The following is a 23408-nucleotide window of genomic DNA, read 5'->3' on the forward strand; positions in this document are numbered from 1 at the left end:
TTTACTCAGGGCTGGCGGTGTTTGCCGTCAGTCGAGGGACACGGATGAAAGGCTTTATCGCCATTACGGCGCTGGCATTGCTGGGCGGGTGCGCTAACTTGAACCCGTTCCAGTCGTCCGCCCCGGCGGATGACTGGACCACCTGGACTTGCGACAGCCAAGCCAAGGTGGTGTGGCGCTACACCGACGACAGCCGCAACGAAGTCGATGTACGCCTGGGCGGCGCCGATCAGGTCCATCGCCTGAAGCAGGAGCCGGGCGCGTCGGGTTCGCTGTACAGCGACAACATGCTGGCGTTTCACATGAAAGGTGAGGAAGGCCTGGTTTATTGGGTCGCCACCAATGATTTGATTGGCCGTGGCTGTAAGGCGCAGTAACTGACACAACACCGAATTCGCAGCCCGGGACCAACCCTCGATCTGCAATAACTTGAATAGCCGCCGCCGCTACGGCAGGCTGGCACGATTAACGACCCAAACCGGGAGACACACACACAATGGCACTTATCAGCATGCGCCAGATGCTGGACCACGCAGCCGAGTTCGGCTACGGCGTTCCAGCCTTCAACGTCAACAACCTTGAGCAGATGCGCGCCATCATGGAAGCCGCTGACAAGACTGACTCCCCGGTGATCGTCCAGGCTTCGGCCGGTGCTCGCAAATACGCCGGCGCACCATTCCTTCGTCACCTGATCCTGGCCGCCATCGAAGAATTCCCGCACATCCCGGTGTGCATGCACCAGGACCACGGCACCAGCCCTGACGTCTGCCAGCGCTCCATCCAACTGGGCTTCAGCTCGGTGATGATGGACGGTTCCCTGGGCGAAGACGGCAAGACCCCGACCGACTACGACTACAACGTGCGCGTTACCCAACAAACCGTAGCCATGGCTCACGCTTGCGGCGTATCGGTGGAAGGCGAGCTGGGCTGCCTGGGCTCGTTGGAAACCGGCATGGCCGGTGAAGAAGACGGTATCGGCGCTGAAGGCGTTCTGGATCACAGCCAGATGCTGACCGACCCGGAAGAAGCCGCTGACTTCGTCAAGCGTACCCAGGTCGACGCCCTGGCCATCGCCATCGGCACCAGCCACGGCGCCTACAAGTTCACCAAGCCGCCTACTGGCGACGTGTTGGCGATCGATCGCATCAAAGAAATCCACAAGCGCATTCCGAACACTCACCTGGTGATGCACGGTTCGTCTTCGGTTCCGCAAGAGTGGCTGGCGATCATCAACCAGTACGGCGGCGACATCAAGGAAACCTACGGCGTACCGGTTGAAGAAATCGTCGAAGGCATCAAGCACGGCGTGCGCAAGGTCAACATCGACACCGACCTGCGCCTGGCGTCCACCGGTGCGATGCGTCGCCTGATGGCCACCAACCCGAGCGAATTCGACCCACGTAAATTCTTCGGCGCCACCGTGACCGCCATGCGCGACGTGTGCATCGCCCGTTACGAAGCCTTCGGTACCGCGGGCAACGCTTCGAAGATCAAGCCGATCTCCCTGGAAGGGATGTATCAGCGTTATCTGAAAGGTGAGTTGAACGCCAAGGTCAACTAAGCCTTCCGCGTTCTAGCCCAACCCAAAAAACCCGCAGAAATGCGGGTTTTTTTATCCAGATCGTTCCCACGCTCTGCGTGGGAATGCAGTCCGGGACGCTCTGCGTCCCTTCTGGAACTGGAACGCGGAGCGTCCCTTGAGGCATTCCCACGCAGAGCGTGGGAACGATCACTGTAAGGCTACTTATCGTGATCAATATCCAGCTTGCTGAACGTCACTTTCCCACCCTCACTGGTGTACCCGGTGTTGTCCTGCACATACACGCCGGCCTTGAAGTACAGCGGCTTGTCGCGCCAGGTGGCGCTGATATTGGTGTCCCACTGGTAGCCCGCCGCGCTGACGCCCAGTGCGCCGCCGGGGCTCAGGTGAATAAGGTAGTTGAACTCACGATTGAGCTTGATTCCGGTGGCAAGGGTGATGACCCTGCTTTCGGAGTCGTCGGGGTGCATGCGCACTTTGATGACGAGGTTGCCGGTCTCGGTTGATGTTTTGTATTGGTATTCGAGTTTGACCATCGGCTTCTGGCTTTTATAGGCGTGGATCTGCCCGATCACGATCTTGCCCGAGCTAGGGACCTGGTTCACTGCCAGGGTGGCGTGAAGCAAGTTGTCGGCATCCGGGTAGTACCAGTTGCGCAGCGTGCCGTTGCTATAGGTTTCACGTAGCTCAGTGCGGGGGTAGATCGCGTTTTCAGTGCGTGAACCGGTTACCGGTGACCAGAAAAACAGGGTGCCCGTGTCAGAATGGAAGTATTGATCCTTGAAGCCGTCCACCAGTTTTGAGGTTTCAACAGTGTATGGCGGGCTGCCGACAGGGACACTGAGATTCCAGGTTGCGAGGTCAATCATAGTCAAAGCTTCCGCGAAATATTTCTGCACGCACGTGCCAATGGCTCTAGCACGTGCCTTTTGGGGCGGTCTTTATAAGCGTAGCGGGTTATTTTGTTAACGCCCGCCGGGCAGTTAATTGGCGTCAACATCCTGTCGAAATGCCATCCTTCCCGGTTTTAGCGGGCTGCATGGCTGACCGTTAGTCGGCAAATAACGCTTCGGTCGAATGATGGCGCTCTGACACCTACTGCTTTCACTGATCACGGTCTAGAGTGAAGGCACAGTATCTGTCCGGTTTTCACGAGAAGTCGGCCTGACATCCAGACCTAGAGAAGCAGCATGGAATGCGCGCACCCAATGCCAGCTGAAGGCCATTCAACCCTGTTGATTGTCGATGATTACCCAGAAAACCTGGTCAGCATGCGTGCATTGCTGCAGCGCCAGGATTGGCAGGTCATCACCGCTGCCTCCGGTTTCGAGGCGCTCGGGCTGTTGCTTGAACACGATATCGACCTGGTGTTGCTGGATGTGCAAATGCCGGGCATGGACGGTTTCGAAGTGGCGCGCCTGATGCGCGGCAGTCAACGGACGCGTCTGACACCGATCATTTTCCTGACCGCCAATGAACAGTCCCAGGACGCCGTGATCAAGGGTTACGCCAGTGGCGCAGTGGATTACCTGTTCAAACCCTTCGACCCGCAGATTCTCAAGCCCAAGGTCCAGGCGCTGCTCGAACATCAGCGTAATCGCCGGGCCTTGCAGCGTCTTAGTCAGGACCTGGAGGCCGCTCGCGCGTTCAACGCCTCGGTGCTCGATAATGCCGCCGAAGGCATCCTGGTGGTTGGTGAGGACGGCCTGATTCGTTTTGCCAACCCGGCGATGTCGCGGCTGCTCAGCGCAACGGTGCAGGAGCTGCAGGGCAAGGAGTTCCTGGATTTCCTGCAAAAACCGCACATACCGGTCTGGGCCGATTCCGATCTGTTAACCGGCTACAAGCGCGGCGAGACCTTGCGCCTGCACGACGCATTGCTGCGTACCGCCCCCGGGCAACAGGTACCGGTGGCACTGTCTTGCGCGCCACTGCCGTCGGATCAGCACGCGATGGTGGTGACAGTGCTGGACATGTCGGTGGTGCGCCACCTGCATCAGCAACTCGAATTCCAGGCGGTCACCGATCCGCTGACCGGGCTGCTCAACCGTCGCGGCTTCTACCAGACCGTGGAAAACCTGCTGTTGCGCGGCGAACGCTCGGACAGCGCGTGGGTCCTGCTGTACCTGGATCTCGACGGCTTCAAGCGGGTCAATGATTCTCTCGGCCACGATGCCGGCGACCGGGTATTGCGCTGGGTGTCCGAACAGTTGAAGGCTTGCTTGCGCCCGTTCGATATCCTCGCCCGCATGGGCGGCGATGAATTCACGGCGCTGCTGGACCTGGAGTTTCCCGAGCAAGCGGCGAAAATTGCGGAGAAGCTCATCGAACGGGTGTCGATCTGCCAGCAAATCGACGGCCTGGATATCGTCCTTGGTGCAAGCATTGGCATTGCCACGTTTCCCGACTGTGGCGCCAATCTCGACGGCTTGATGCGCGCGTCTGACATCGCCATGTACGAAGCCAAACGCGCCGGTCGTCAACAGTATCGGTTTTACGATCACGAAATGAACGGTCGGGCGCGCTCGCGGCTGATGCTCGAAGAAAGCGTGCGCACGGCCATCGAGAATCGTGATTTTAATCTGGTGTATCAGCCCCAGGTGGCTGTTGCCGATGGGCGCACGCGCGGGTTCGAGGCGTTGCTGCGCTGGCAGCACCCGAGCGTCGGCGACGTTCCACCAGGATTGTTTTTACCGCTGCTGGAAGAGGCGCGATTGATCAGTCGCCTGGGCAGCTGGATTTACCAGCACAGTGCCGGGCAGCGCAAAGCCTGGGAGAGCCTGTTTGGCGAGGATCTGGTGGTGAGCGTCAGTTTGAGCAACACCCAGTTTGCCATGCCCAACCTGGTCACCGAGTTGCGCCAGGTCGTGGAACGGCATGGTTTGAAGTCGCGTCATCTGGAAGTCGAAGTGACGGAAGCGGCCTTGATGCATAACCCTGAGGAAACACGTAAACAGCTGCGTTTGCTGCGCAATCTGGGGGTGCGGGTGGCGCTGGATGATTTCGGCTCTGGCCCGTGTTCTTTGTCCCACTTGCGCGATCTGGAAATGGATACGCTCAAGCTCGACCGCCATCTGATCAGCCGTCTTCCTGCGTCCTCGAGGGATGCGGCCCTGGTGCGCAATGTGATCGACCTGTGCAAGGAGTACGGGATGCTGGTGATTGCCGAAGGGGTCGAAACCCTGGCGCAATACCAGTGGCTGCAAGCCAACGGTTGCGAATATGTGCAAGGTTTTCTGGTAGCCCGGCCGATGATGGCCGAAGACACCGAAAGCTTTGTACAGCCCTTCGACTGGGGCGCGCTGAGCCGCTGAATTCGCTACACTGGCCGCCTTTTGCTGATTTACGTTGCTGCCCAGATGACTGCGTTGAAATACCTCCAGGCCTACCCGGCCAGCTTGCAGGACCAGGTGCGTCAGTTGATCGCCGACGGCCGGCTGGGCGATTACCTGAACCAGCGCTACCCGCAAAAGCATGCCGTGCAGAGCGACAAGGCGCTGTATACCTATGCCCTGGACCTCAAGCAGGAATTCCTGCGTAACGCCCCATCCATCGACAAGGTGCTCTTCGACAACCGTCTGGACCTGACCCATCGTGCGCTTGGCCTGCACACCACGATCTCCCGGGTGCAAGGCGGCAAGCTCAAGGCCAAGAAAGAAATCCGCATTGCCTCATTGTTCAAGGAGGCGCCGTCGGAGTTTCTGAAAATGATCGTGGTGCATGAGTTGGCGCACTTCAAGGAATCCGACCACAACAAGGCATTCTACAAACTGTGCGAGCACATGTTGCCCGGGTATCACCAGGTGGAGTTCGATGTGCGGGTGTACCTGACCTGGCGGGATTTGCCGGCGCCCACAGGCGCGTAGGAGCTGCCGCAGGCTGCGATCTCTTGATCTTAAAAAGGAGCAAACGTGACAGAAGTAAGCAAGACCAGGAGCAGCTTCTACCGCCGCCTGTACGTGGCGTACCTGATCGACAGCGGCCTGGCCAGCAGCGTTCCGGCATTGACCGAAGTCACCGGCATGCCCCGGCGCACAGCCCAGGACACCATCGCCGCCCTGGCGGATCTGGATATCGTTTGCGAGTTCGAGCAGGAAGAGGGCGCGCGCAACCATGCCGGGCGCTATCGGATTCGCGGGTGGGGAGCGATTGATCGCGGCTGGATCGAGCGCAATCTTCGGCAGATCAAGGCGGTGTTGGAGTATCCCTGAATTTCCGCGGTGTTTGATCTGACTCCTTCGCGAGCAAGCCCGCTCCCATACAGATCTTCGGCGTAGCAAAGATCTACTGTGGGAGCGAGCCTGCTCGCGATGGGGGCCTCAGGAACGCCGCATGCCGATATGTGGAATCCCGTCCTCGACATACTCCTCACCCGCGACCTCAAACCCGTACCGCCCGTAATACCCCTGCAAATGCGCCTGGGCCGAGAGATAGACCGGCATCTCGGGCCAGCGCTTTTCAATCTGCTTCAGCGTCTGGGCCATCATCTCATGGCCCAGCCCGGTGCCTCGCGCCTGTGGCGCAATGATCACACGGCCGATCACCACATCTCCGCCCTGTAGCTCGGGATCGAGCAAGCGCAGGTAGGCCACCAGCCGATCTTCGTCCCAGGCCATCAAGTGGCAGGTATCGCCCTCCAGGTCCTGGCCATCGATGTCCTGATAGATGCATTTCTGCTCCACGACGAACACTTCGGCGCGCAGCTGCAAAATGGCATACAGCTGCTCTTTGCCCAGATCGCTGTGGTGTTTGCAGACCCAGTTGATTGTCATGTGTCGATTCCCTGAAAACGTCCTGGTGATACTAGGCGCCTCGACGACAGATGTCTTGATGGCGTAGGAATCTGAAACAATGACCAAAATGCCATCATTCATTTAACGCGACGCTGTCTTCTTTGTGTAATCTGAAATCAAGCGATGTGCAGTGCTGCAACGCGCTGACATCGAGGGCCTGGGGGTGCCGGTACGGGGTCTTGGCGTTTTGGCTGAAAACACGTCGGGCAACCCGCCCGCTAAGGATTTTCTGGCATGCCGCGATTGCATCGAGCCTTTGCCTTGATTGGATTGCTGTTGCTGACCGGAACGGTGGCAGCAGAAAAGTTGCGGCTGGTGGCGGATGCCTGGCCGCCCTTTACCGACGCCACGTTGTATAACGGCGGGCTGGCCACGGATATTGTCAGTACCGCCCTGGCGCGGGCCGGCTATGCCAGTGATTTCGAGCAGGTGCCCTGGGCCCGGGCCTTGCTGGGAGTGGGCGAGGGCCGCTATGACGTTCTGGTCAATGCCTGGTTCGACGAGGAGCGCACAAGGCTCGGTCAGTTTTCGGGCGAGTACCTGGTCAATCGCGTGCGCTTTCTCAAGCGTAAAGATGTGCCCATCGAATTCGCCAATTTGCAGCAGCTCTACACCTACCCGATTTCGGTGGTTCGTGGCTACGCCTACTCACCCAGCTTCGATCAAGATGTGTCATTGCAGAAGATTCCGGTACACAACTTCGCCATGGCTGTGCGCATGGTCGCTGCCGATAGGGTCAAGCTGACCCTGGAAGACGAATACGTCGCTCGTTACTACTTGGCCCGCGAGTCCCCCAAGGTCCGTAATGCGGTGGAGTTCTTGCCCAAGCCGTTGACCGAGAATGGCTTGCACATCCTGGTCAGCCTGAAAAATCCGCAGCATGAGCAGATCGTCGCCGGTTTTGACCGCGCCATAGCGGCAATGAAGGCCGACGGCAGTTATGCACGGCTGATGAAGCGACACGGAATGTAAGGTGTGGCTGCCACCACCGCGCTCAATCCTCGCTGGTGTCCTTGATCAAATGCGCCGCCAGCGTGCGCAACGGCCCCAACTGTCGGCAGATCAGCGCCAGTTGCGTCTGCACCAATCGCTGCCCCTCGTCGATTTCATCGGGCATCTGCTCGAGCGTGTTGGCCAGCGCTTCCTCCTCATCGCTCTGAATGGCAATGGCGGCTTTACTCGCCAGGCCTTGGGCGATTTCATCGATGCTGGCGGCCAGTTTCACCCCCGCGCCTTCAATCAGGTGTTCGCGTACATCCTGCGGTAATTGAGTTTCCCGGTGTGCGCCCAGCCCGGACAAATAACTGAGCAAGGTGTGCGACAACACCAGGAAGCGGAACCCGACATCCGCTTCCTTACGGAAATGCCCCGGCTCCATCAGCATGTTGGCCAGGGTGGTCGACAGCGCCGCGTCGGCATTGTGTGCGTTACGCCGCGCCAGGCGATACGCCAGGTCATCGCTTTTGCCGGCGGCGTATTGCTGCATGATCTGGCGCAGGTAAATGCTGTTGCAGGTCAGGGTGTTGGCCAGCACTTTGTTCAGGCGCCGACCCTGCCAGTCCGGGAGGAACAGGAACACCGCCAGGCCGGCGATCAGGCTGCCGAGCAAGGTATCGAACAGGCGAGGCAGGAACAGCCCGTACCCGTCGCCCACCTGGTTGAAGCAGAACAGCACCATCAGGGTGATCGCCGCCGTCGCCAAGGTATAACGTGTGGTGCGGTTGGTAAAGAACACCACCCCGGCGGCAATCGCGAAACACGACTGGATCAGCGGGTTGGGGAACAGGTCGAAGAGGGCCCAGGCCAGGGTCAGGCCGATCGCGGTGCCGATGATCCGCTGGCCGAGCTTGCGCCTTGTTGCGCCGTAGTTCGGTTGGCAGACGAACAGCGTCGTGAGGATGATCCAGTAACCTTGGGACGGGTGGATCAAATGCACCATCGCGTAGCCGATGCTCAAGGCCAGGGGCAAGCGCAGGGCATGACGGAACAGCAGCGAGGTCGGCGTCAGCTGCGTGCGCAAGCGTACCCAGACATCCTTCAAATTGCGTGGCGAGCGGTCGAGCAGGCTGCTGTCGGTAGCGTCGGCCAGGGTGTCGGGGTTGCTGGCATCGCTGAGCAGGCGGTCGAGTGTGCCCAGGTTGGCCGCCAGTGCTCGCAGTGAGCGCAGCAGCCCGCGCCAGGCGGGATTGCTCTGGATGCGCAGATGTTCGAGGGAGGCGTGCAGGTCGCCGAGGGCTTCGGCGAAACTCGCATCATAGGTGAATGGCTGGCGCATCTGGATCGATTCGGCCAGGGCGCGGCAGGCCTTGCCTTGCTGGCGCAGCAGGCGCTGGCAGCGGAACAGCACGTCGCTGTGAAAGAAGGCTTCGGCCAGGGCGTTGTAAGGGTAGTGCGAGGAACTGGCGCGTTCGTGGATGTCCTGGGCGAGGAAGTACAGCTTCAGGTAGCGGCTGACTTTCGAGCCGGGGCGACCGTTGCCGACCCGGTGCAGGATGATTTCCTTGGCCGCGTTGAGTGCCGCAACCACGCGGCCGTTCTGCTGGGCCAGTTCCAGACGACGGGCTTGCACGTCCATCTGGCGGATGGGCTCGAAGAGTGACGACTTCAATTTCAGGTAATAACCCAGCTCCCGGAACAGTTTCGCCAGGCTCTGCTGCACGGGCTGATTGGAAAACATCGCCTGCCACAGCACTGAGAGCAACCCGTACCAGGCGGCGCCCGCCACCAGCAGCACCGGCTCATGCCAGAAATCGGTGACCGCGCCGCCTCGCTGATCGACGCCGATCATGGTGTAGACCGAAAGAATCAGCGTCGCCGAGGCAATCGCCCCATAACGTTCGCCCAAGGCGCCGAGCATGGTCAGGCAGAAGGCGGCCAGGGCGAAGGCGATGATAAAGAGAACGGGGTAGGGGAACAGCAGTTCGACCGACAGCGCGGCGACGGCGAAACATACGAGCGTCACCGCCAGCGCGTTGAGGCGCCCCTGCCAGCTGTCATCGGTTTCAGCCAGGGCGCTGGCGATAATCCCCAGGAACAACGGGATCAACAGCCCCATTTCATCCTGATACCAGCACAACGCCATGGTGCCGGTCAGGGCGATGAATACCCGCACGCTGTAGCTGAATTTATCCAGCGCCCAAAGGCGGCGCAGAGACTGACGGAGCGAGGTCGATGACATGAAGTGCGAAGGCCTTCCGAGGCAATGACGCTAAATTGAGCCAGTAATGACGCCGACGCAATGGCGGCGATCACATCTGACAGCAAAATCTGTTCCTTTATCGATCAGTGCAAAATCAATGTGGGAGTGAGCCTGCTCGCGATGAGGCCGTTACATTCAACATTCATGTCGACTGTCAGACCGCCATCGCGAGCAGGCTCACTCCCACAGGTATTGCGTTGAATCAGACGTACTGCGCAGCCGCGTAACCGGAAGCCCAGGCCCACTGGAAGTTGAAACCGCCCAGGTGCCCGGTGACGTCGAGCACTTCGCCGATGAAATACAGGCCAGGGCTTTTCAGCGATTCCATGGTCTTGGACGACACTTCATTGGTATTGACGCCACCTAGGGTCACTTCGGCAGTGCGATAGCCTTCGGTGCCCGCAGGCACGACTTTCCAGCTCGCCAGTTTTTCCGCGACATCGGCCAGTTCGGCGTGGGTGTACTGCTTCATCGGTTTGGAGACGAACCAGTTGTCCGCCAGCAAATTGGCCATCTTCTTGGTGAAGATTTCACCCAGCAGGGTTTTCAGTTCGCTGTTCGGGCGTTCGGCTTGTTGCTGTTGCAGCCAGCTAGGTACGTCGTGGTCCGGCATCAGGTTGATTTCAACCGTATCGCCGGATTCCCAAAACGAGGAAATCTGCAAGATCGCCGGGCCGCTGAGGCCGCGGTGGGTGAACAGGATGTTTTCGCGGAAGCTCTGGTCGTTGCAGCTGACCAGGCAATCCACCGACGTGCCGGACAGCTCGGTGCACAGTTCCTTGAGCTGATCGGTGATGGTGAACGGCACCAGGCCGGCGCGGGTCGGGAGCAATTCGTGACCAAATTGCTTGGCCACTTGATAGCCAAAACCGGTGGCGCCCAGGGTTGGAATCGACAGGCCGCCGGTGGCGACGACCAGTGATTCGCAGGTGATCTGGCCCAGGGTGGTGTCCAGCAAGTAGCCCTTCTCAAGCTTCTCGATGGTCTGGATCGAGGTGTCCAGGTGCAGGCTGACACCGACCTGACTGCACTCATCGAGCAACATTTCGAGGATGTCGCTGGACTTGTTATCGCAGAACAGTTGGCCGAGCTTTTTCTCGTGGTACGGCACGCCATGCTTGGCGACCATGCCGATGAAATCCCACTGGGTGTAGCGCGCCAGGGCCGATTTGCAGAAGTGGGCGTTCTGCGAGAGAAAATTGCCAGGTTCTGTGTACATGTTGGTGAAATTGCAGCGGCCACCGCCCGACATCAGGATTTTCTTGCCGGCCTTGTTGGCGTGGTCAAGTAGCAGCACCTTGCGCCCGCGCCCGGCGGCGGTCAGTGCACACATCAACCCTGCGGCGCCAGCGCCAATGATCACGACTTCGGTAGAGCGCAAAACGGTGTCCTCTTAATGTGTCACCACAAAAAACTGTGGGAGCGGGCTTGCCCGCGATGAGGCCGGCACATCCAACATACATGTTGTCTGTCAGTCCGCTATCGCGGGCAAGCCCGCTCCCACAGGGGTACGTGCAGTTCTTACAGGATGCGCACGCGCAACGAACGGCCCTTGATCTTGCCGTCGTTCAGGCGCTGTAAGGCCTGCTTGGCGACGCCGCGCTCCACGGCCACATAGGCCTGGAAGTCGAAAATCGCGATCTTGCCGACCTGGGCGCCCGGGATGCCGGCTTCACCGGTCAGTGCACCCAGAATGTCGCCAGGACGCACTTTGTCCTTGCGGCCTGCGCCGATACACAGGGTGCTCATCTGCGGCAGCAGCGGGCCGCCGCCCTTGGAGGTGAGGTTGTCCACCTGATCCCAGGTCAACGGCGACTTCTGCAATTGCTCAATGGCTTGGGCACGCTGTGCTTCGGACGGCGCGACCAGGCTGATGGCCAGGCCTTTCTCACCAGCACGACCGGTACGGCCGACACGGTGGATGTGGATTTCCGAATCACGGGCCAGCTCGACGTTGATCACCATGTCCAGGGAATCGATGTCCAGGCCGCGCGCGGCGACGTCGGTGGCTACCAGGACCGAAGTACTGCGGTTGGCGAACATCGCCAGCACCTGGTCGCGATCACGCTGTTCCAGATCGCCGTGCAGGCCGACGGCGGAGATGCCCTTGGCCGTCAGGTGGTCAACGGTTTCCTGGACCTGCTGCTTGGTGAAGCAGAACGCCACGCAGGACGCCGGGCGGAAGTGGCCCAGCACCTTGGTCACGGCGCTCATGCGATCGTCCGGGGAAATTTCGTAGAAGCGCTGCTCGATCTGCGTATCGTCGTGGAACGCCTCGGCCTTCACTTGTTGCGGGTTGCGCATGAACTTCGCCGCCAGCTGCTTGATGCCCACCGGATAGGTGGCGGAGAACAGCAGGGTCTGGCGACGTTCCGGGGCCTGCATGATGATTTCTTCGATGGAGTCGTAGAAACCCATGTCGAGCATGCGGTCGGCTTCGTCGAGGATCAGGGTGTTGAGGCCGTGCAGGACCAGCGAGCCCTTGCGCAGGTGCTGCTGGATGCGCCCAGGGGTGCCGACGATGATGTGCGCGCCGTGTTCCAGCGAAGCGATTTGCGGGCCGAGGGACACGCCGCCGCACAGGGTCAGGACCTTGATGTTGTCTTCGGCACGGGCCAGGCGACGGATTTCCTTGGCGACCTGGTCGGCCAGCTCACGGGTCGGGCACAGGATCAGCGCCTGGCAACCGAAGTAGCGCGGGTTGATCGGGTTCAGCAGGCCGATGCCGAACGCGGCGGTCTTGCCGCTGCCGGTCTTGGCCTGGGCGATCAGGTCCATCCCCTTGAGGATCACCGGCAAGCTTTGCGCCTGGATCGGCGTCATCTGGGCATAACCGAGGGAGTCGAGGTTAGCCAGCATGGCGGCGGACAGCGGCAAAGTATTAAATTCGGTGGCGATGGTGGTCACGGGACTGGCCTGCAAAACAAAATGTCGCGCAGTGTACCAGTCCGATGGCCATTCGCCCTAAGGTTCGATGTGCTCTTCCGGACGCTTGACGCGCCGTCCGTCTTCCTTTGAGAGCTGGGAAAAGATCGTTGCGGCCAGCATGGCCATGATTCCGACGGTGACAAACGTCAGTTGGAACGCACCCAGCACGGTCTCGACGCCATCGTTCCCGATCCCTGCCGTGAAACCGCCGAGCAGTGCACCGGCGCAGGCCACGCCCAGGCTCAGGGACAATTGCGCCACCACCGACAGCAGGCTGTTGCCGCTGCTGGCACTGGCGTCGTCGAGGTCGATCAGGGTCACGGTGTTCATCGCGGTGAACTGCAAGGAGTTGATCGCCCCGAGGATCGCCAGCAGGCACAGCAGTAGCCAGTACGGTGTCTGCTCGCTGACCAGCCCCATGCTCGCCAGCATGATCCCCAGCGCCAGGGTGTTGCCTGTCAGCACGATGCGGTAGCCCAGGCGTTCGATCAGCGGTCGCGCCACCCCTTTGGCGACCATCGCCGCAGCGGCCAGCGGCAGCATGCTCATCCCGGCCTGGGACGGTGAATAGCCCAGCGCCACTTGCAGCAGCAACGGCACGAGGAAGGGCAGAGCGCCGCTGCCGAGCCGGGCGAAAAGGTTGCCGAGGATGCCGACGGCGAAGGTCCGGGTCTTGAACAGCGACGGCGAAAACAGCGGATTGTCGATGTGCCCGGCGCGCAGCCAGTAGGCCGCCAGGCAAGCCATGCCGGCGAACAGCAGCAACATCACCCGCAGGTGCGGCAGGTGCAGTTCGCCCAGGCCTTCCATGGCGATGGTGATCAGGATCATCGCCGCGCCGAACAGCAGGAAACCCAGGCTATCGAAGCGGGTACGCTCGGAGCCGCGCAGGTCCGGGATGAATTTCCACACGGCGTAGCAGCCCACGAGTCCCACTGGCAGGTTGATCAGGAAGATCCAGTGCCAGGTCAGGTACTGCACCATCCAGCCGCCCATGGTCGGGCCGATCAACGGCCCGAGCAGGCCGGGAATGGTGATGAAGCCCATGATTCGCACCAGCTCCGAGCGTGGGTAGGCGCGCAGTACCACCAATCGCCCGACCGGTAACATCAACGCACCGCCCAGCCCCTGGATGACCCGGGCACCGATCAGCATGCTCAGGGTGTTCGACATTGCACAGAGCAACGAGCCGAAGCTGAACAGCAGGATGGCGCCGAAGAAGATTTTCCGGGTACCGAAGCGGTCGGCGATCCAGCCGGAGGCGGGGATCAGCAAGGCGACGGTGAGCATGTAGGCAATGATCACGCCCTGCATGCGCAGTGGATCTTCCGCCAGGTCGCGGGCCATGGCGGGCAGGGCGGTGTTGAGGATCGTCCCGTCGAGGGACTGCATGAAGAAGGCAATGGCGACGACCCAGGGCACCCAGCGTGCGGTGACAGGGTCGAGAGGCGGGCGGTTGGGCATGGAACCTCTTGTCAGTGTGAATCAGGTAAACCGTGGGGGCTTCATCGCGGGCAAGCCTTGCTCCTACAGGTATTGCGTCGTCCGCAAAACCTGGGCAACTCCCGATCCTGTAGGAGCAAGGCTTGCCCGCGATGCTTTTACAGGGTCAATGTAAGCCTGCTGACAAGTGCCCCCGGCAACAACGCCGATGCCGTCGCCCGCTGGCTGTAGGTGCTCGCCGACAACAGCAATTCGCGCTCCGCGGTCAGCGCTTCCAGCTGTGTGCCCAGCAGACTGTAGGCGCTGTCATCGAAACGCATGGTGCTGACCGGTGCCTGGATCTTGCCATTCTCGACCCAGAAGGTCGCAAACCGCGTCATGCCGGTCAGGCGTGCCGCCGGTTGATCCGAGAAGTTCAGGTACCACAGGTTGCTGATGTACAAGCCGGTGCCGAGTTGCTTGAGGATTTGTGCCTCGGGCAAATCCCCGGCCTGCATGTTCAGGGCCGTTGGCGATTCCCCGCCACTGGCGCCGTTGGCGGTCAATCCGTACTCGGCGGCGCTGCGTGAGCCCACCAGTTGTGCACCGGCCTTGCCTTCGACAATCAGCCCCAGGTCGCTGCGTGGGTAGCCTTCGTCGGAGAATGCCGGGCTCAGCGAACCGCTGACTTTTTCGTCCAGCGAGACCAACGGGCTGAACGCTTGGTCGCCCCCATAGAGCTTCTGCAGCGGACTGCTTTTGCTGGCAATCGACTGCGCCGAAAAACCGCCCCAGCACAGCATGCCCATGATTTCTTCCAGCGCGGCGGGCGCCAGGTAGGCGCGGTACTGACCCGGCGCCAAGGTGCGCAGCGGCCGTCCCAGGTATTCAAGCTGTTCCCGTGCCTGCTGGAAGCGTTTGGCAAAGCCTTCGCTGTTCCAGTCGTGCCCGGCATAGCTGGCCTTCACCGCCTGGCCGTTTTCATGGAACAGGCTGAAATCGAAGTTGAAGCTGTTGGCCTGGTGCCAGCCGAAGGCGCCGGCGGAACTGGCGAAACCACGGCTGATCGGCCCGGCCGCATAGAACCCGACCAGATCCAGGCCTTCGGCGGCCTGGGTGATTTCGGCAACCACTTGCTCGGTGTCCGGCAGCGGATGCTCCTGCACGTTCTGGCTCTGCCAGCCGTTGTAGTTGAGCAGCAGGTAGGGGTCCTGGGGCAATAACGGCAGGGTTTCACGCAGTTGTTGCAGGCCTTCGGCCAGGCGCTGATGGTCGACTGCAGGATCGCCCGCCAGGGTGATTTGCAGGTCGGCGTGGCGGCCATCGTTGATCAGTTTCAAGCCGATGCTCGCCTGCTGCACCTGCCCGGCCTGACGCACCTTGGCGTGGTTGAAGCGCACGAAGGCCGACGATTCGGCTGCGTAGCTGAGGGTGAATTGCTCGGGCTCGCGCAACGCGTCGCGCAATCGGCTGACCAATGCCTTGAACGCATCGGCCTGGGCTTTCGACGTGGTCATCAGCTGTCTCCCCCAAAAACATCAACGTTGCTGAATACGCAGGCTGGCGAGGCATGGCCGACGCGAATCACCTGATTCGGTTCGCCCTTGCCACAATTGGGCGTGCCCAGGACCTTGAAGGTGCTGGCATCGCCGACTGCGCTGAGACTCTTCCAGAACTGCGCGGAAATCGCCCGGTAATTCGGGTTCTTCACCACACCCTTGAGTTCGCCGTTTTCAATCAACTGGCCCCATTCGCAACCGAACTGGAACTTGTTGCGCGCGTCGTCGATGGACCAAGAGCGGTTGGTGCTCATCAGGATGCCGTGTTCGATGTTGCCGATCAGTTGCGCAAGCGGCTGGTCGCCAGGCTCGATGTTGAGGTTGGCCATGCGGTCGATCGGCGGGCGGTTCCAGCCGCAGGCACGGCTGTTGGCGACACCGTTGAGGCCTGCGCGGAACTGCGAGAGGGCACCGCCCAAGGGGCGCAGTAGCAGGCCTTCGCGAATCAGGAACTGTTTGCTGGCAGCCGTGCCGTCGTCGTCATGGCCATAGCTGGCGAGCTGTTCGGGAATGTCCGGATCGAAGGTCACATTGAGCAGTTTCGAGCCGTATTGCAGGCGGCCGAAATCTTCGGCTTTGACGAAGCTGGTCCCAGCATAATTGCGCTCGTCGCCGAGGATGCGGTCCAGTTCCAGCGGGTGGCCGATGGATTCGTGGATCTGCAGCATCATCTGGTCGGGCATCAGCAGCAGGTCGCGCGGACCTTGCGGGGTGTTCGGTGCCAGCAGCAATTGCAGCGCTTGATCGGCGACCAGCGGGCCGGCACCGACCAGGCCGCAGCGATTGATCACATCCGCGCCGCCCTGTTGGCCGAAGTTCTCGCGACCCAGGCTGCGGGTCTGGCTGTCGTTACCGTCGTAGGCGGTGACGTCGAGACCCGGGTAGACGAAGCGCTGGGCCTGGCGCAGTTCGGCGCCGGCGCTGTTGAGGTAAATCTGCTCGACGTGGGTCATGCCCAGGCTGACCTGCCAGCTCACCAGGCGCTCGTCCTTGGGCACGGCGGCGGATTCGGCCCCCAGCAGCTGGTAGCAGTCGCTCAGGGAGGGGAAGGGCTGGTCGAGGGTCGGCGAGAAGTAATCGGCACGGTCGCTGGATACCGCTTGGTCGCGCAGGTCCAGCAGGGCGTGGGGCTTGAGTCGGCGCGCCTGCTGTTCGGCGCGCTCGAGGGCGGCTTGCAGGCCCTGTTGCGACAGGTCGTTGGTGGCCGCGTAGGCTTCGACACCGTTGACCCGTACAGTCAGCATGGCGCCTTCATCGCGGCTCAGGCTCGGCGGTTCGGCGACGTTCTTGCGCACCGACAGATACTGGCCGGACTCGCGCACATATCGCAGGGAAAAGAATTCGGCGCCCGTACGCAAGGCAGCAAAGCGCTGCTTGAGCTGGGGGTGGAAATCGAACATTCGGGAACCTCCTTGGTATGGAGTGGCGGTGCAGCGGTGCGGCGAGGGGATGGAACGATTGCGCGGCACTAGAGTAGGCCTGCATGGGGGGAGGATCAAGCTTGGATCGGTAGAGGTGCGCTGTTTGTAAGGGCCTCATCGCGGGCAAGCCCGCTCCCACAGTGGCCGGGGTGGATCACAAATCTGCAATCCAACCCGGTACCTGTGGGAGCGAGCTTGCTCGCGATTGGCCGTGACGCGGTGTTACGCGGGCTGGCTCACTTCACGCACAGGCTTGCCCTTCACCGGCGCATCGCCGGCCACATAGTAGGCGGCCTTGCTGCGCGGCAACGGCTTGCGCCCACGGATCTTGTCGGCGATTTTCTCGGCCATCATGATCGTCGGTGCGTTCAGGTTGCCGGTGGTGATGATCGGCATGATCGAGGCATCGACCACGCGCAGGCCTTGCATGCCATGCACGCGACCTTCGGCATCGACCACGGCCATCTCGTCGGTGCCCATCTTGCACGAGCAGGACGGGTGGAACGCGGTTTCGGCGTGTTCGCGGATGAACTTGTCCAGCTGCTCATCACTTTGCACGTCGATGCCCGGGCTGATTTCGCGGCCACGGAAGGCGTCCAGCGCCGGTTGCTGCATGATTTCACGGGTCAGACGGATGCCGTCGCGGAATTCCTGCCAGTCCTGCTCGGTGGCCATGTAGTTGAACAGGATGCTCGGGTGCTGGCGCGGGTCCTTGGACTTGGCCTGGATGCGCCCACGGCTTGGCGAACGCATGGAGCCCATGTGCGCCTGGAAACCGTGCTCTTTCACACCGTTGCTGCCGTTGTAGTTAATCGCCACCGGCAGGAAATGGTACTGGATGTTCGGCCATTCGAATTCCGGACGGGTGCGGATGAAACCGCCGGCTTCGAACTGGTTGCTGGCGCCGATGCCGGTGCCGTTGAACAGCCACTCGGCACCGATGGCCGGTTGATTGTGCAGGAGCAGCGACGGGTACAGCGACACCGGTTGGGTGCAGGCGTATTGCAGGTACAGCTCAAGGTGGTCCTGCAGGTTTTCACCGACGCCTGGCAGGTCGTGGACCACCGGAATGTCGAGCTTGTTCAGCAGCGCGGCCGGGCCGACGCCGGAGCGTTGCAGGATCTGCGGCGAAGCGATGGCGCCGGAGCACAGCAGCACTTCTTTGCGCGCCTTGGCTTCAACGCGTTCTTCAGCGTCGCCCACCAGGTAACGCACGCCGACCGCACGCTTGCCTTCGAACAGGATCTTGTCGGTCAGGGCGTGGGTGACGATGGTCAGGGTCGAACGCTTCTTGGCCACGTCCAGGTAACCGCGGGCGGTGGAGGCACGACGACCCTTGGGCGTCACGGTGCGGTCCATCGGGCCGAAGCCTTCCTGCTGGTAGCCGTTGAGGTCTTCGGTACGCGGGTAACCGGCCTGCACGCCGGCTTCGACCATTGCGTGGAACAGCGGGTTGTTGCCGGCTTTCGGTGTGGTCACGCTGACCGGGCCTTCACCACCGTGGTAGTCGTTCGGGCCGATGTCGCGGGTTTCCGCCTTGCGGAAATATGGCAGGCAGTCCAGGTACGACCAGTCCTCGAGACCTGGCAGTTTTGCCCAGCCGTCGTAGTCCATGGCGTTGCCACGGATGTAGCACATGCCGTTGATCAGCGAGGAACCGCCCAGGCCCTTGCCGCGGCCGCATTCCATCCGGCGACCGTCCATGTGTGGCTCCGGATCGGTTTCGTAGGCCCAGTTGTAACGACGGCCTTGCAGCGGGAACGCCAGGGCGGCCGGCATCTGCGTGCGGAAGTCCATGCGGTAGTCCGGGCCGCCGGCTTCGAGCAGCAGGACGGTGACGCCTTCGTCTTCAGTCAGACGGGTCGCCAGGGTGTTACCGGCGGAGCCGGCACCGATGATGATGTAATCGAATTCTTGGGACATTGAATGCACCCTCTTTGATAGTGGTCAGGTCGGGCCTCGGCGAGTGCTGCGCACTCGATCGCCAGCAGGCTGGCTCCCACAGTGGAATGCGTACTCCTGTGGGAGCCAGCCTGCTGGCGATGACGGCCTCGCAGGCGAAGCGGATATCGCCTTAGAACACCGAGACGTAATCGCCCAGCTCGACCTGTACCGATTTGATGCGGGTGAAGTTGTTCAGCGAGCTGATGCCGTTTTCACGACCAACACCCGACTGCTTGTAGCCGCCGACCGGCATCTTCGCGTCGGACTCGCCCCAGGCGTTGATCCAGCAGATACCGGCTTCCAGTTGGTGAATCACGCGGTGGGCGCGGTTCAGGTCCTTGGTGACGATACCGGCGGCCAGGCCGAAGTCGGTGTCGTTGGCGCGACGGATCACTTCTTCCTCGGTCTCGTAGGTGAGGATCGCCATCACCGGGCCAAAGATTTCTTCACGCACGATGGTCATGTCGTCGGTGCAGTCGGTGAACACGGTTGGCGCGACGAAGGCGCCCTTGGCGAATTCGCCGTCGGTCAGGCGTTCGCCGCCGCACAGCAGGCGAGCACCTTCTTCCTTGCCCTTGGCGATGTAGCCCAGCACGCTTTCCATGTGGGCGAAGCTGACCAGCGGACCGAAGTTGGTGTTTTCGTCTTCCGGGTTGCCGACGCGGATGCGCGCGACACGTTCAACGATCTTGGCTTCGAAAGCGGCTTTCAGGTGCGCCGGTACGAACACGCGAGTGCCGTTGGTGCAGACCTGGCCGGAGCTGTAGAAGTTGGCCATCATCGCGGTGTCGGCGGCGCGGTCGAGGTCGGCGTCGTCGCAGATGATCAGCGGCGACTTGCCACCCAGTTCCATGGTCACATCCTTGAGCGAAGAGCTCGAAGCGCTGGCCATGACTTTCTTGCCGGTGTCGGTGCCGCCGGTGAACGAGACTTTCTCGATGCGCGGGTGCTCGGTCAACCAGGTGCCGACTTCACGGCCGCTGCCGGTCAGGACGTTGAACACACCCGCTGGCAGGCCGGCTTCGGTGTAGATCTCGGCCAGTTTCAGGGTGGTCAGCGAGGTGACTTCGCTTGGCTTGAAGATCATCGCGTTACCGGCGGCCAGGGCCGGTGCGGATTTCCACAGGGCGATCTGGATCGGGTAGTTCCACGCGCCGATACCGGCCACGACGCCCAGCGGCTCGCGACGGGTGTAGACGAACGAAGTGGTGCGCAGCGGGATCTGCTCGCCTTCGATGGCGGGTACCAGGCCTGCGTAGTATTCCAGCACGTCGGCGCCGGTGACGATGTCGACGTAGCGGGTTTCGGAGTACGACTTGCCGGTGTCCAGGGTTTCCAGGGCGGCCAGTTCATCGTTGCGCTCGCGCAGGATGTCCACGGCGCGACGCAGGATGCGCGAACGCTCCATGGCGGTCATCGCGGCCCAGATTTTCTGGCCCTTTTCGGCGCTGACCACGGCGCGCTCGACGTCTTCCTTAGTGGCACGTTGTACTTTTGCGAGGACTTCGCCGTTAGCCGGGTTGATGGCTTCGAACGTGGCGTCGCTGCCAGCGTCACTGTAGCCGCCATCGATGTAGAGTTTTTGCAGTTCGAAACGGGCCATAAAGTCCTCGCAAGTGCATAAAGTGATTGGCGCGTTCGGGGGTTGAGCGTTCTGTTGTGCTCTAACTCACCCGCTTGGCCAGTTGGATATCCATGTATTCGTAAGCGATCCGTTGCGCCTGCTCGGTGTCGAAAGCATCTCCCGACAGCGCGCCGCGCAACCACAAGCCGTCAATCAACGCTGCCAGGCCCCGGGCCGCACTGCGCGCTTCGACAAGCGGCAACACGCGGCGGAACTGGCAGCACAGGTTGGAATACAGACGGTGATCGTTGATCCGCTGCAACCTGTGCAAAGACGGCTGGTGCATGCTGGTGGCCCAAAAGGCCAGCCAGGTTTTCATTGCCGGGCCATTGACCTGGCTGGCGTCGAAGTTGCCTTCGATGATCACCTGCAGATGCGCCCGCGGGCTGTCATCTGTCAGCGCCAAGCGGCGCGCGGTGACGTTCTCGCTCAGGACCGTCATCAGGTACCCCATGGTGGCGGCAATCAGGCCGTTCTTGTCCTGAAAGTAATGACTGATGATGCCATTCGAGACACCGGCCAAACGGGCGATCAGCGCAATGCTGGCGTCCCCCATTCCGACCTGGTCGACCGCCAGCAAAGTGGCTTCGATCAACTGCTGGCGACGGATGGGTTGCATACCGACCTTGGGCATCTTGCACATCTCCTTAGGCCTTCCGGCAGACGCAAGACGTCTATCGGATTGAGGGCCAGTCTATTTTGTTTTGATTGAACGTTCAATCAACAAAGAATAAGATCTGCGACAAATCGTCGCTGCCTACAGATTTTTCCTACGCGTAGCGGCGAAAAAAACGACTTCCGAAAATGCTCGAAACCCACGCGCTACGGCGTTAAAGGGGGTTCGAGCTTTGTCGGGCTGTCTTTATATCACCCGCTGGTCGGCTGCCCACTAAGCGATTGGTCGGGTAACACGTTTGTCTTGCGTTCTTCTCTCGCACTGCCCGGAGCATCTGTGCCATGAGTTCTGCCTCGCTAATAAAGACCCCACCCGAGAAGGTGACGGTCAACGGTTGGGTGTTCTACACCTCTACCGCGTTGATTCTGTTGTTGACCGCCATTCTGATCATCGCCCCGCAAGAGGCCGGCAGACTGCTCGGTACGGCGCAAGCCTGGTTGTCCCGCAGCTTCGGCTGGTACTACATGGTGGTGATTGCCGCCTACCTGATCTTCGTGGTCGGCCTGGCGTTCTCGTCCTACGGCAAGCTCAAGCTGGGCAGCAAGGACGACACCCCGGACTTCAGCTACGGCGCCTGGGCGGGGATGCTGTTCTCGTCGGGTATCGGCATCTCGCTGCTGTACTTCGGTGCGTCCGAGCCGCTGGATCACTATTTCAACCCGCCCGAAGGCGTGGCCGGCAGCAACCTGGCCGCGCGACAGGCCGTGCAGCTCACCTTCCTGCACTGGGGCCTGCATGGCTGGGCGATCTACGCCCTGGTCGGCCTGGCGGTGGCGTACTTTGCCTACCGGCATAACCAGCCGCTGGCGTTGCGTTCGGCGCTGTATCCGCTGGTGGGCGAGCGTTGGGTCAAGGGCGCAGCAGGTCATGCGGTGGACGGTTTCGGCATGTTCGTGACCCTGCTGGGCCTGGTGACCAACCTGGGGATTGGTTCGCTGCAGGTGTCATCGGGCCTGGAAAACCTGTTCGGCATGGAGCACAGCAACACCAACCTGCTGATCGTGATCATCGTGATGAGCACCGTGGCGACCATCGCTGCCGTGTCGGGCGTGGAAAACGGCATCCGTCGTCTGTCCAACCTGAATATCGTGCTGTTCAGTGGCCTGCTGATTTTCGTGCTGCTGTTCGGCCCGACCCTGCACCTGCTCAACGGCTTCGTGCAGAACGTCGGCGATTACCTGAACGGCGTGGTGCTGAAGACCTTCGACCTCTATGTGTACGAAGGCGACAGTGAGAAGTCCGACCGCTGGTTGGGCCTGTGGACCCTGTTCTACTGGGCGTGGTGGATTTCCTGGGCGCCATTCGTAGGCATGTTCGTCGCGCGTATTTCCCGTGGTCGCACGGTGCGTGAAATGGTCGCTGGCGTGCTGCTGATTCCGCTGGGTTTCACCCTGGCGTGGCTGTCGATCTTCGGTAACTCGGCCCTGGACCTGGTGATGAACCATGGGGCGGTGGAGCTGGGCAAGACGGCGCTGGAACAGCCGTCCATGGCGATCTACCAGTTGCTTGAGCATTACCCGGCATCGAAAGTGGTGATCGGTGTCTCGATTTTCGTGGGCTTTGTACTGTTCCTGACGCCGGCGGATTCCGGTGCGGTGATGATGGCCAACCTGTCGTGCAAGGGCGGTAACGTCGACGAAGATGCGCCGCACTGGCTGCGGATCTTCTGGTCGGTGGTGATCACCCTGGTGACCATCGGCCTGCTGTTCGCCGGTAACTTCGAAGCCATGCAAACCATGGTGGTACTGGCCGGCCTGCCGTTCTCGGTGGTGTTGGTGTTCTTCATGTTCGGCTTGCACAAGGCCATGCGCCAGGACGTGCAGATCGAACAGGAGCAGGCGGAACTGGCGGCACGCGGTCGTCGTGGCTTTAGCGAGCGTTTGACGCAGCTGGACCTGCAACCAAGCCAGTCGGTGGTACAACGCTTCATGGACAAGCATGTGAGCCCGGCTTTGCAGGATGCGACGACGCAAATGCGTGCCCAAGGCCTGGAAGTGCAGACGCTGCTGGGCAAGTCCAAGCGTTGCATGGGCGTGCGGGTCGAGATGGAAGAGGGCAACCCTTTTGTCTACGAAGTCAGCCTGGACGGCTACCTGGCGACGCCAACCGAATCGGCGCAATCCGATGAGGCGCGTCAGCGTTACTACCGCGCCGAGGTGTACCTGCACAACGGCAGCCAGGACTACGACTTGATGGGTTTCACCCAGGATCAGATCACCCGTGACGTGCTCGATCAGTTTGAAAGCCATCGGCAGCTGCTTGGCCGGGTGTATAGCTAAGTTCTGAACTGATGCGGTGCTTC

Annotated in this window: 18 protein-coding genes; 7 read left to right on the forward strand and 11 right to left on the reverse strand. The window is 61.2% G+C overall.

Translation table 11 applies throughout. From position 1 onward, the window contains the following. The first annotated feature begins 44 nt into the window (after positions 1-44). The gene (locus PMI35_RS23195) at positions 45-377 is read left to right on the forward strand and encodes an MliC family protein (RefSeq protein WP_008057065.1); all 333 of its coding nucleotides are present in this window, start codon (positions 45-47) and stop codon (positions 375-377) included. Positions 378-496: 119 nt separating this feature from the next. Next, positions 497-1561 (forward strand): class II fructose-bisphosphate aldolase, encoded by a 1065-nt coding sequence (gene fba, locus PMI35_RS23190; RefSeq protein WP_007975467.1) that lies wholly within the window; start codon positions 497-499, stop codon positions 1559-1561. 179 nt (positions 1562-1740) lie between these two features. Here the strand turns inward: fba and PMI35_RS23185 are convergent, their stop codons facing one another. Continuing rightward, entirely contained in the window at positions 1741-2409 is a 669-nt protein-coding gene (locus PMI35_RS23185) for a polysaccharide lyase family 7 protein (RefSeq protein ID WP_008057066.1), read from the reverse strand. A 321-nt stretch (positions 2410-2730) separates the two neighbouring features. Here PMI35_RS23185 and PMI35_RS23180 point away from each other — a divergent pair, with 321 nt between their 5' ends. From PMI35_RS23180 to PMI35_RS23170, 3 genes are read left to right on the forward strand one after another with little or no spacing between them, the layout of a single operon-like run. Further along, a complete protein-coding gene (locus PMI35_RS23180; RefSeq protein WP_008057067.1) occupies positions 2731-4854 on the forward strand; it encodes a putative bifunctional diguanylate cyclase/phosphodiesterase in 2124 nt (707 codons plus the stop codon). Between the two features lie 45 nt (positions 4855-4899). Beyond that, a complete protein-coding gene (locus PMI35_RS23175; protein WP_008057068.1) occupies positions 4900-5406 on the forward strand; it encodes a M48 metallopeptidase family protein in 507 nt (168 codons plus the stop codon). Positions 5407-5451: 45 nt separating this feature from the next. After that, positions 5452-5751: a winged helix-turn-helix domain-containing protein gene (locus PMI35_RS23170; protein WP_008057069.1), complete on the forward strand. Its 300-nt coding sequence runs from the start codon at positions 5452-5454 to the stop codon at positions 5749-5751. A 108-nt stretch (positions 5752-5859) separates the two neighbouring features. Here the strand turns inward: PMI35_RS23170 and PMI35_RS23165 are convergent, their stop codons facing one another. Further along, positions 5860-6312 (reverse strand): GNAT family N-acetyltransferase, encoded by a 453-nt coding sequence (locus PMI35_RS23165; protein WP_008057070.1) that lies wholly within the window; start codon positions 6310-6312, stop codon positions 5860-5862. Between the two features lie 255 nt (positions 6313-6567). Between PMI35_RS23165 and PMI35_RS23160 the strand changes: the two genes are divergently transcribed. Continuing rightward, positions 6568-7305: a substrate-binding periplasmic protein gene (locus PMI35_RS23160; RefSeq protein ID WP_008057071.1), complete on the forward strand. Its 738-nt coding sequence runs from the start codon at positions 6568-6570 to the stop codon at positions 7303-7305. A 22-nt stretch (positions 7306-7327) separates the two neighbouring features. On the opposite strand, the gene yccS is transcribed toward PMI35_RS23160, so the two are convergent. From yccS to betI, 9 genes are all read right to left on the reverse strand, one after another. Continuing rightward, positions 7328-9511 (reverse strand): YccS family putative transporter, encoded by a 2184-nt coding sequence (gene yccS, locus PMI35_RS23155; protein WP_008057072.1) that lies wholly within the window; start codon positions 9509-9511, stop codon positions 7328-7330. A gap of 223 nt (positions 9512-9734) precedes the next feature. After that, a complete protein-coding gene (locus tag PMI35_RS23150; RefSeq protein WP_008057073.1) occupies positions 9735-10913 on the reverse strand; it encodes an NAD(P)/FAD-dependent oxidoreductase in 1179 nt (392 codons plus the stop codon). A gap of 140 nt (positions 10914-11053) precedes the next feature. Then, on the reverse strand, positions 11054-12391 hold the full coding sequence (gene dbpA / locus PMI35_RS23145) for an ATP-dependent RNA helicase DbpA (protein ID WP_238543154.1): 1338 nt from the start codon (positions 12389-12391) through the stop codon (positions 11054-11056). Between the two features lie 105 nt (positions 12392-12496). Further along, positions 12497-13924, reverse strand: a complete 1428-nt coding sequence (mdtD, locus tag PMI35_RS23140; protein WP_008057075.1) for a multidrug transporter subunit MdtD — start codon at positions 13922-13924, stop codon at positions 12497-12499. A 137-nt stretch (positions 13925-14061) separates the two neighbouring features. Beyond that, positions 14062-15399 (reverse strand): TldD/PmbA family protein, encoded by a 1338-nt coding sequence (locus tag PMI35_RS23135; protein WP_008057076.1) that lies wholly within the window; start codon positions 15397-15399, stop codon positions 14062-14064. Next, positions 15399-16841, reverse strand: coding sequence for a TldD/PmbA family protein (locus tag PMI35_RS23130; RefSeq protein WP_008057078.1), 1443 nt, complete (start codon positions 16839-16841; stop codon positions 15399-15401). The genes PMI35_RS23135 and PMI35_RS23130 overlap by 1 nt, the downstream gene beginning before the upstream one ends. Positions 16842-17084: 243 nt before the next feature. Further along, positions 17085-18785, reverse strand: coding sequence for a choline dehydrogenase (gene betA / locus PMI35_RS23125; RefSeq protein ID WP_008057079.1), 1701 nt, complete (start codon positions 18783-18785; stop codon positions 17085-17087). A 151-nt stretch (positions 18786-18936) separates the two neighbouring features. After that, positions 18937-20409 (reverse strand): betaine-aldehyde dehydrogenase, encoded by a 1473-nt coding sequence (betB, locus tag PMI35_RS23120; protein WP_008057081.1) that lies wholly within the window; start codon positions 20407-20409, stop codon positions 18937-18939. A 61-nt stretch (positions 20410-20470) separates the two neighbouring features. Beyond that, positions 20471-21064 (reverse strand): transcriptional regulator BetI, encoded by a 594-nt coding sequence (gene betI / locus PMI35_RS23115; RefSeq protein ID WP_008057083.1) that lies wholly within the window; start codon positions 21062-21064, stop codon positions 20471-20473. Positions 21065-21444: 380 nt separating this feature from the next. Between betI and PMI35_RS23110 the strand changes: the two genes are divergently transcribed. Continuing rightward, positions 21445-23385, forward strand: a complete 1941-nt coding sequence (locus tag PMI35_RS23110; RefSeq protein WP_238543155.1) for a BCCT family transporter — start codon at positions 21445-21447, stop codon at positions 23383-23385. Positions 23386-23408: the final 23 nt, after the last annotated feature.

This window comes from Pseudomonas sp. GM78, from assembly GCF_000282475.1.
Taxonomy (GTDB): Bacteria; Pseudomonadota; Gammaproteobacteria; order Pseudomonadales; family Pseudomonadaceae; genus Aquipseudomonas.

What these genes read in the sequence shown, in the direction of transcription:
- betA (WP_008057079.1), bottom strand. Translation starts at nt 18,785, where the DNA reads ATGTCCCAAGAATTCGATTACATCATCATCGGTGCCGGCTCCGCCGGT.
- PMI35_RS23185 (WP_008057066.1), bottom strand. Translation starts at nt 2,409, where the DNA reads ATGATTGACCTCGCAACCTGGAATCTCAGTGTCCCTGTCGGCAGCCCG.
- PMI35_RS23180 (WP_008057067.1), top strand. Translation starts at nt 2,731, where the DNA reads ATGGAATGCGCGCACCCAATGCCAGCTGAAGGCCATTCAACCCTGTTG.
- PMI35_RS23195 (WP_008057065.1), top strand. Translation starts at nt 45, where the DNA reads ATGAAAGGCTTTATCGCCATTACGGCGCTGGCATTGCTGGGCGGGTGC.
- fba (WP_007975467.1), top strand. Translation starts at nt 497, where the DNA reads ATGGCACTTATCAGCATGCGCCAGATGCTGGACCACGCAGCCGAGTTC.
- PMI35_RS23160 (WP_008057071.1), top strand. Translation starts at nt 6,568, where the DNA reads ATGCCGCGATTGCATCGAGCCTTTGCCTTGATTGGATTGCTGTTGCTG.
- yccS (WP_008057072.1), bottom strand. Translation starts at nt 9,511, where the DNA reads ATGTCATCGACCTCGCTCCGTCAGTCTCTGCGCCGCCTTTGGGCGCTG.
- betI (WP_008057083.1), bottom strand. Translation starts at nt 21,064, where the DNA reads ATGCCCAAGGTCGGTATGCAACCCATCCGTCGCCAGCAGTTGATCGAA.
- PMI35_RS23130 (WP_008057078.1), bottom strand. Translation starts at nt 16,841, where the DNA reads ATGTTCGATTTCCACCCCCAGCTCAAGCAGCGCTTTGCTGCCTTGCGT.
- mdtD (WP_008057075.1), bottom strand. Translation starts at nt 13,924, where the DNA reads ATGCCCAACCGCCCGCCTCTCGACCCTGTCACCGCACGCTGGGTGCCC.
- PMI35_RS23175 (WP_008057068.1), top strand. Translation starts at nt 4,900, where the DNA reads ATGACTGCGTTGAAATACCTCCAGGCCTACCCGGCCAGCTTGCAGGAC.
- PMI35_RS23135 (WP_008057076.1), bottom strand. Translation starts at nt 15,399, where the DNA reads ATGACCACGTCGAAAGCCCAGGCCGATGCGTTCAAGGCATTGGTCAGC.
- PMI35_RS23165 (WP_008057070.1), bottom strand. Translation starts at nt 6,312, where the DNA reads ATGACAATCAACTGGGTCTGCAAACACCACAGCGATCTGGGCAAAGAG.
- betB (WP_008057081.1), bottom strand. Translation starts at nt 20,409, where the DNA reads ATGGCCCGTTTCGAACTGCAAAAACTCTACATCGATGGCGGCTACAGT.
- dbpA (WP_238543154.1), bottom strand. Translation starts at nt 12,391, where the DNA reads ATGCTGGCTAACCTCGACTCCCTCGGTTATGCCCAGATGACGCCGATC.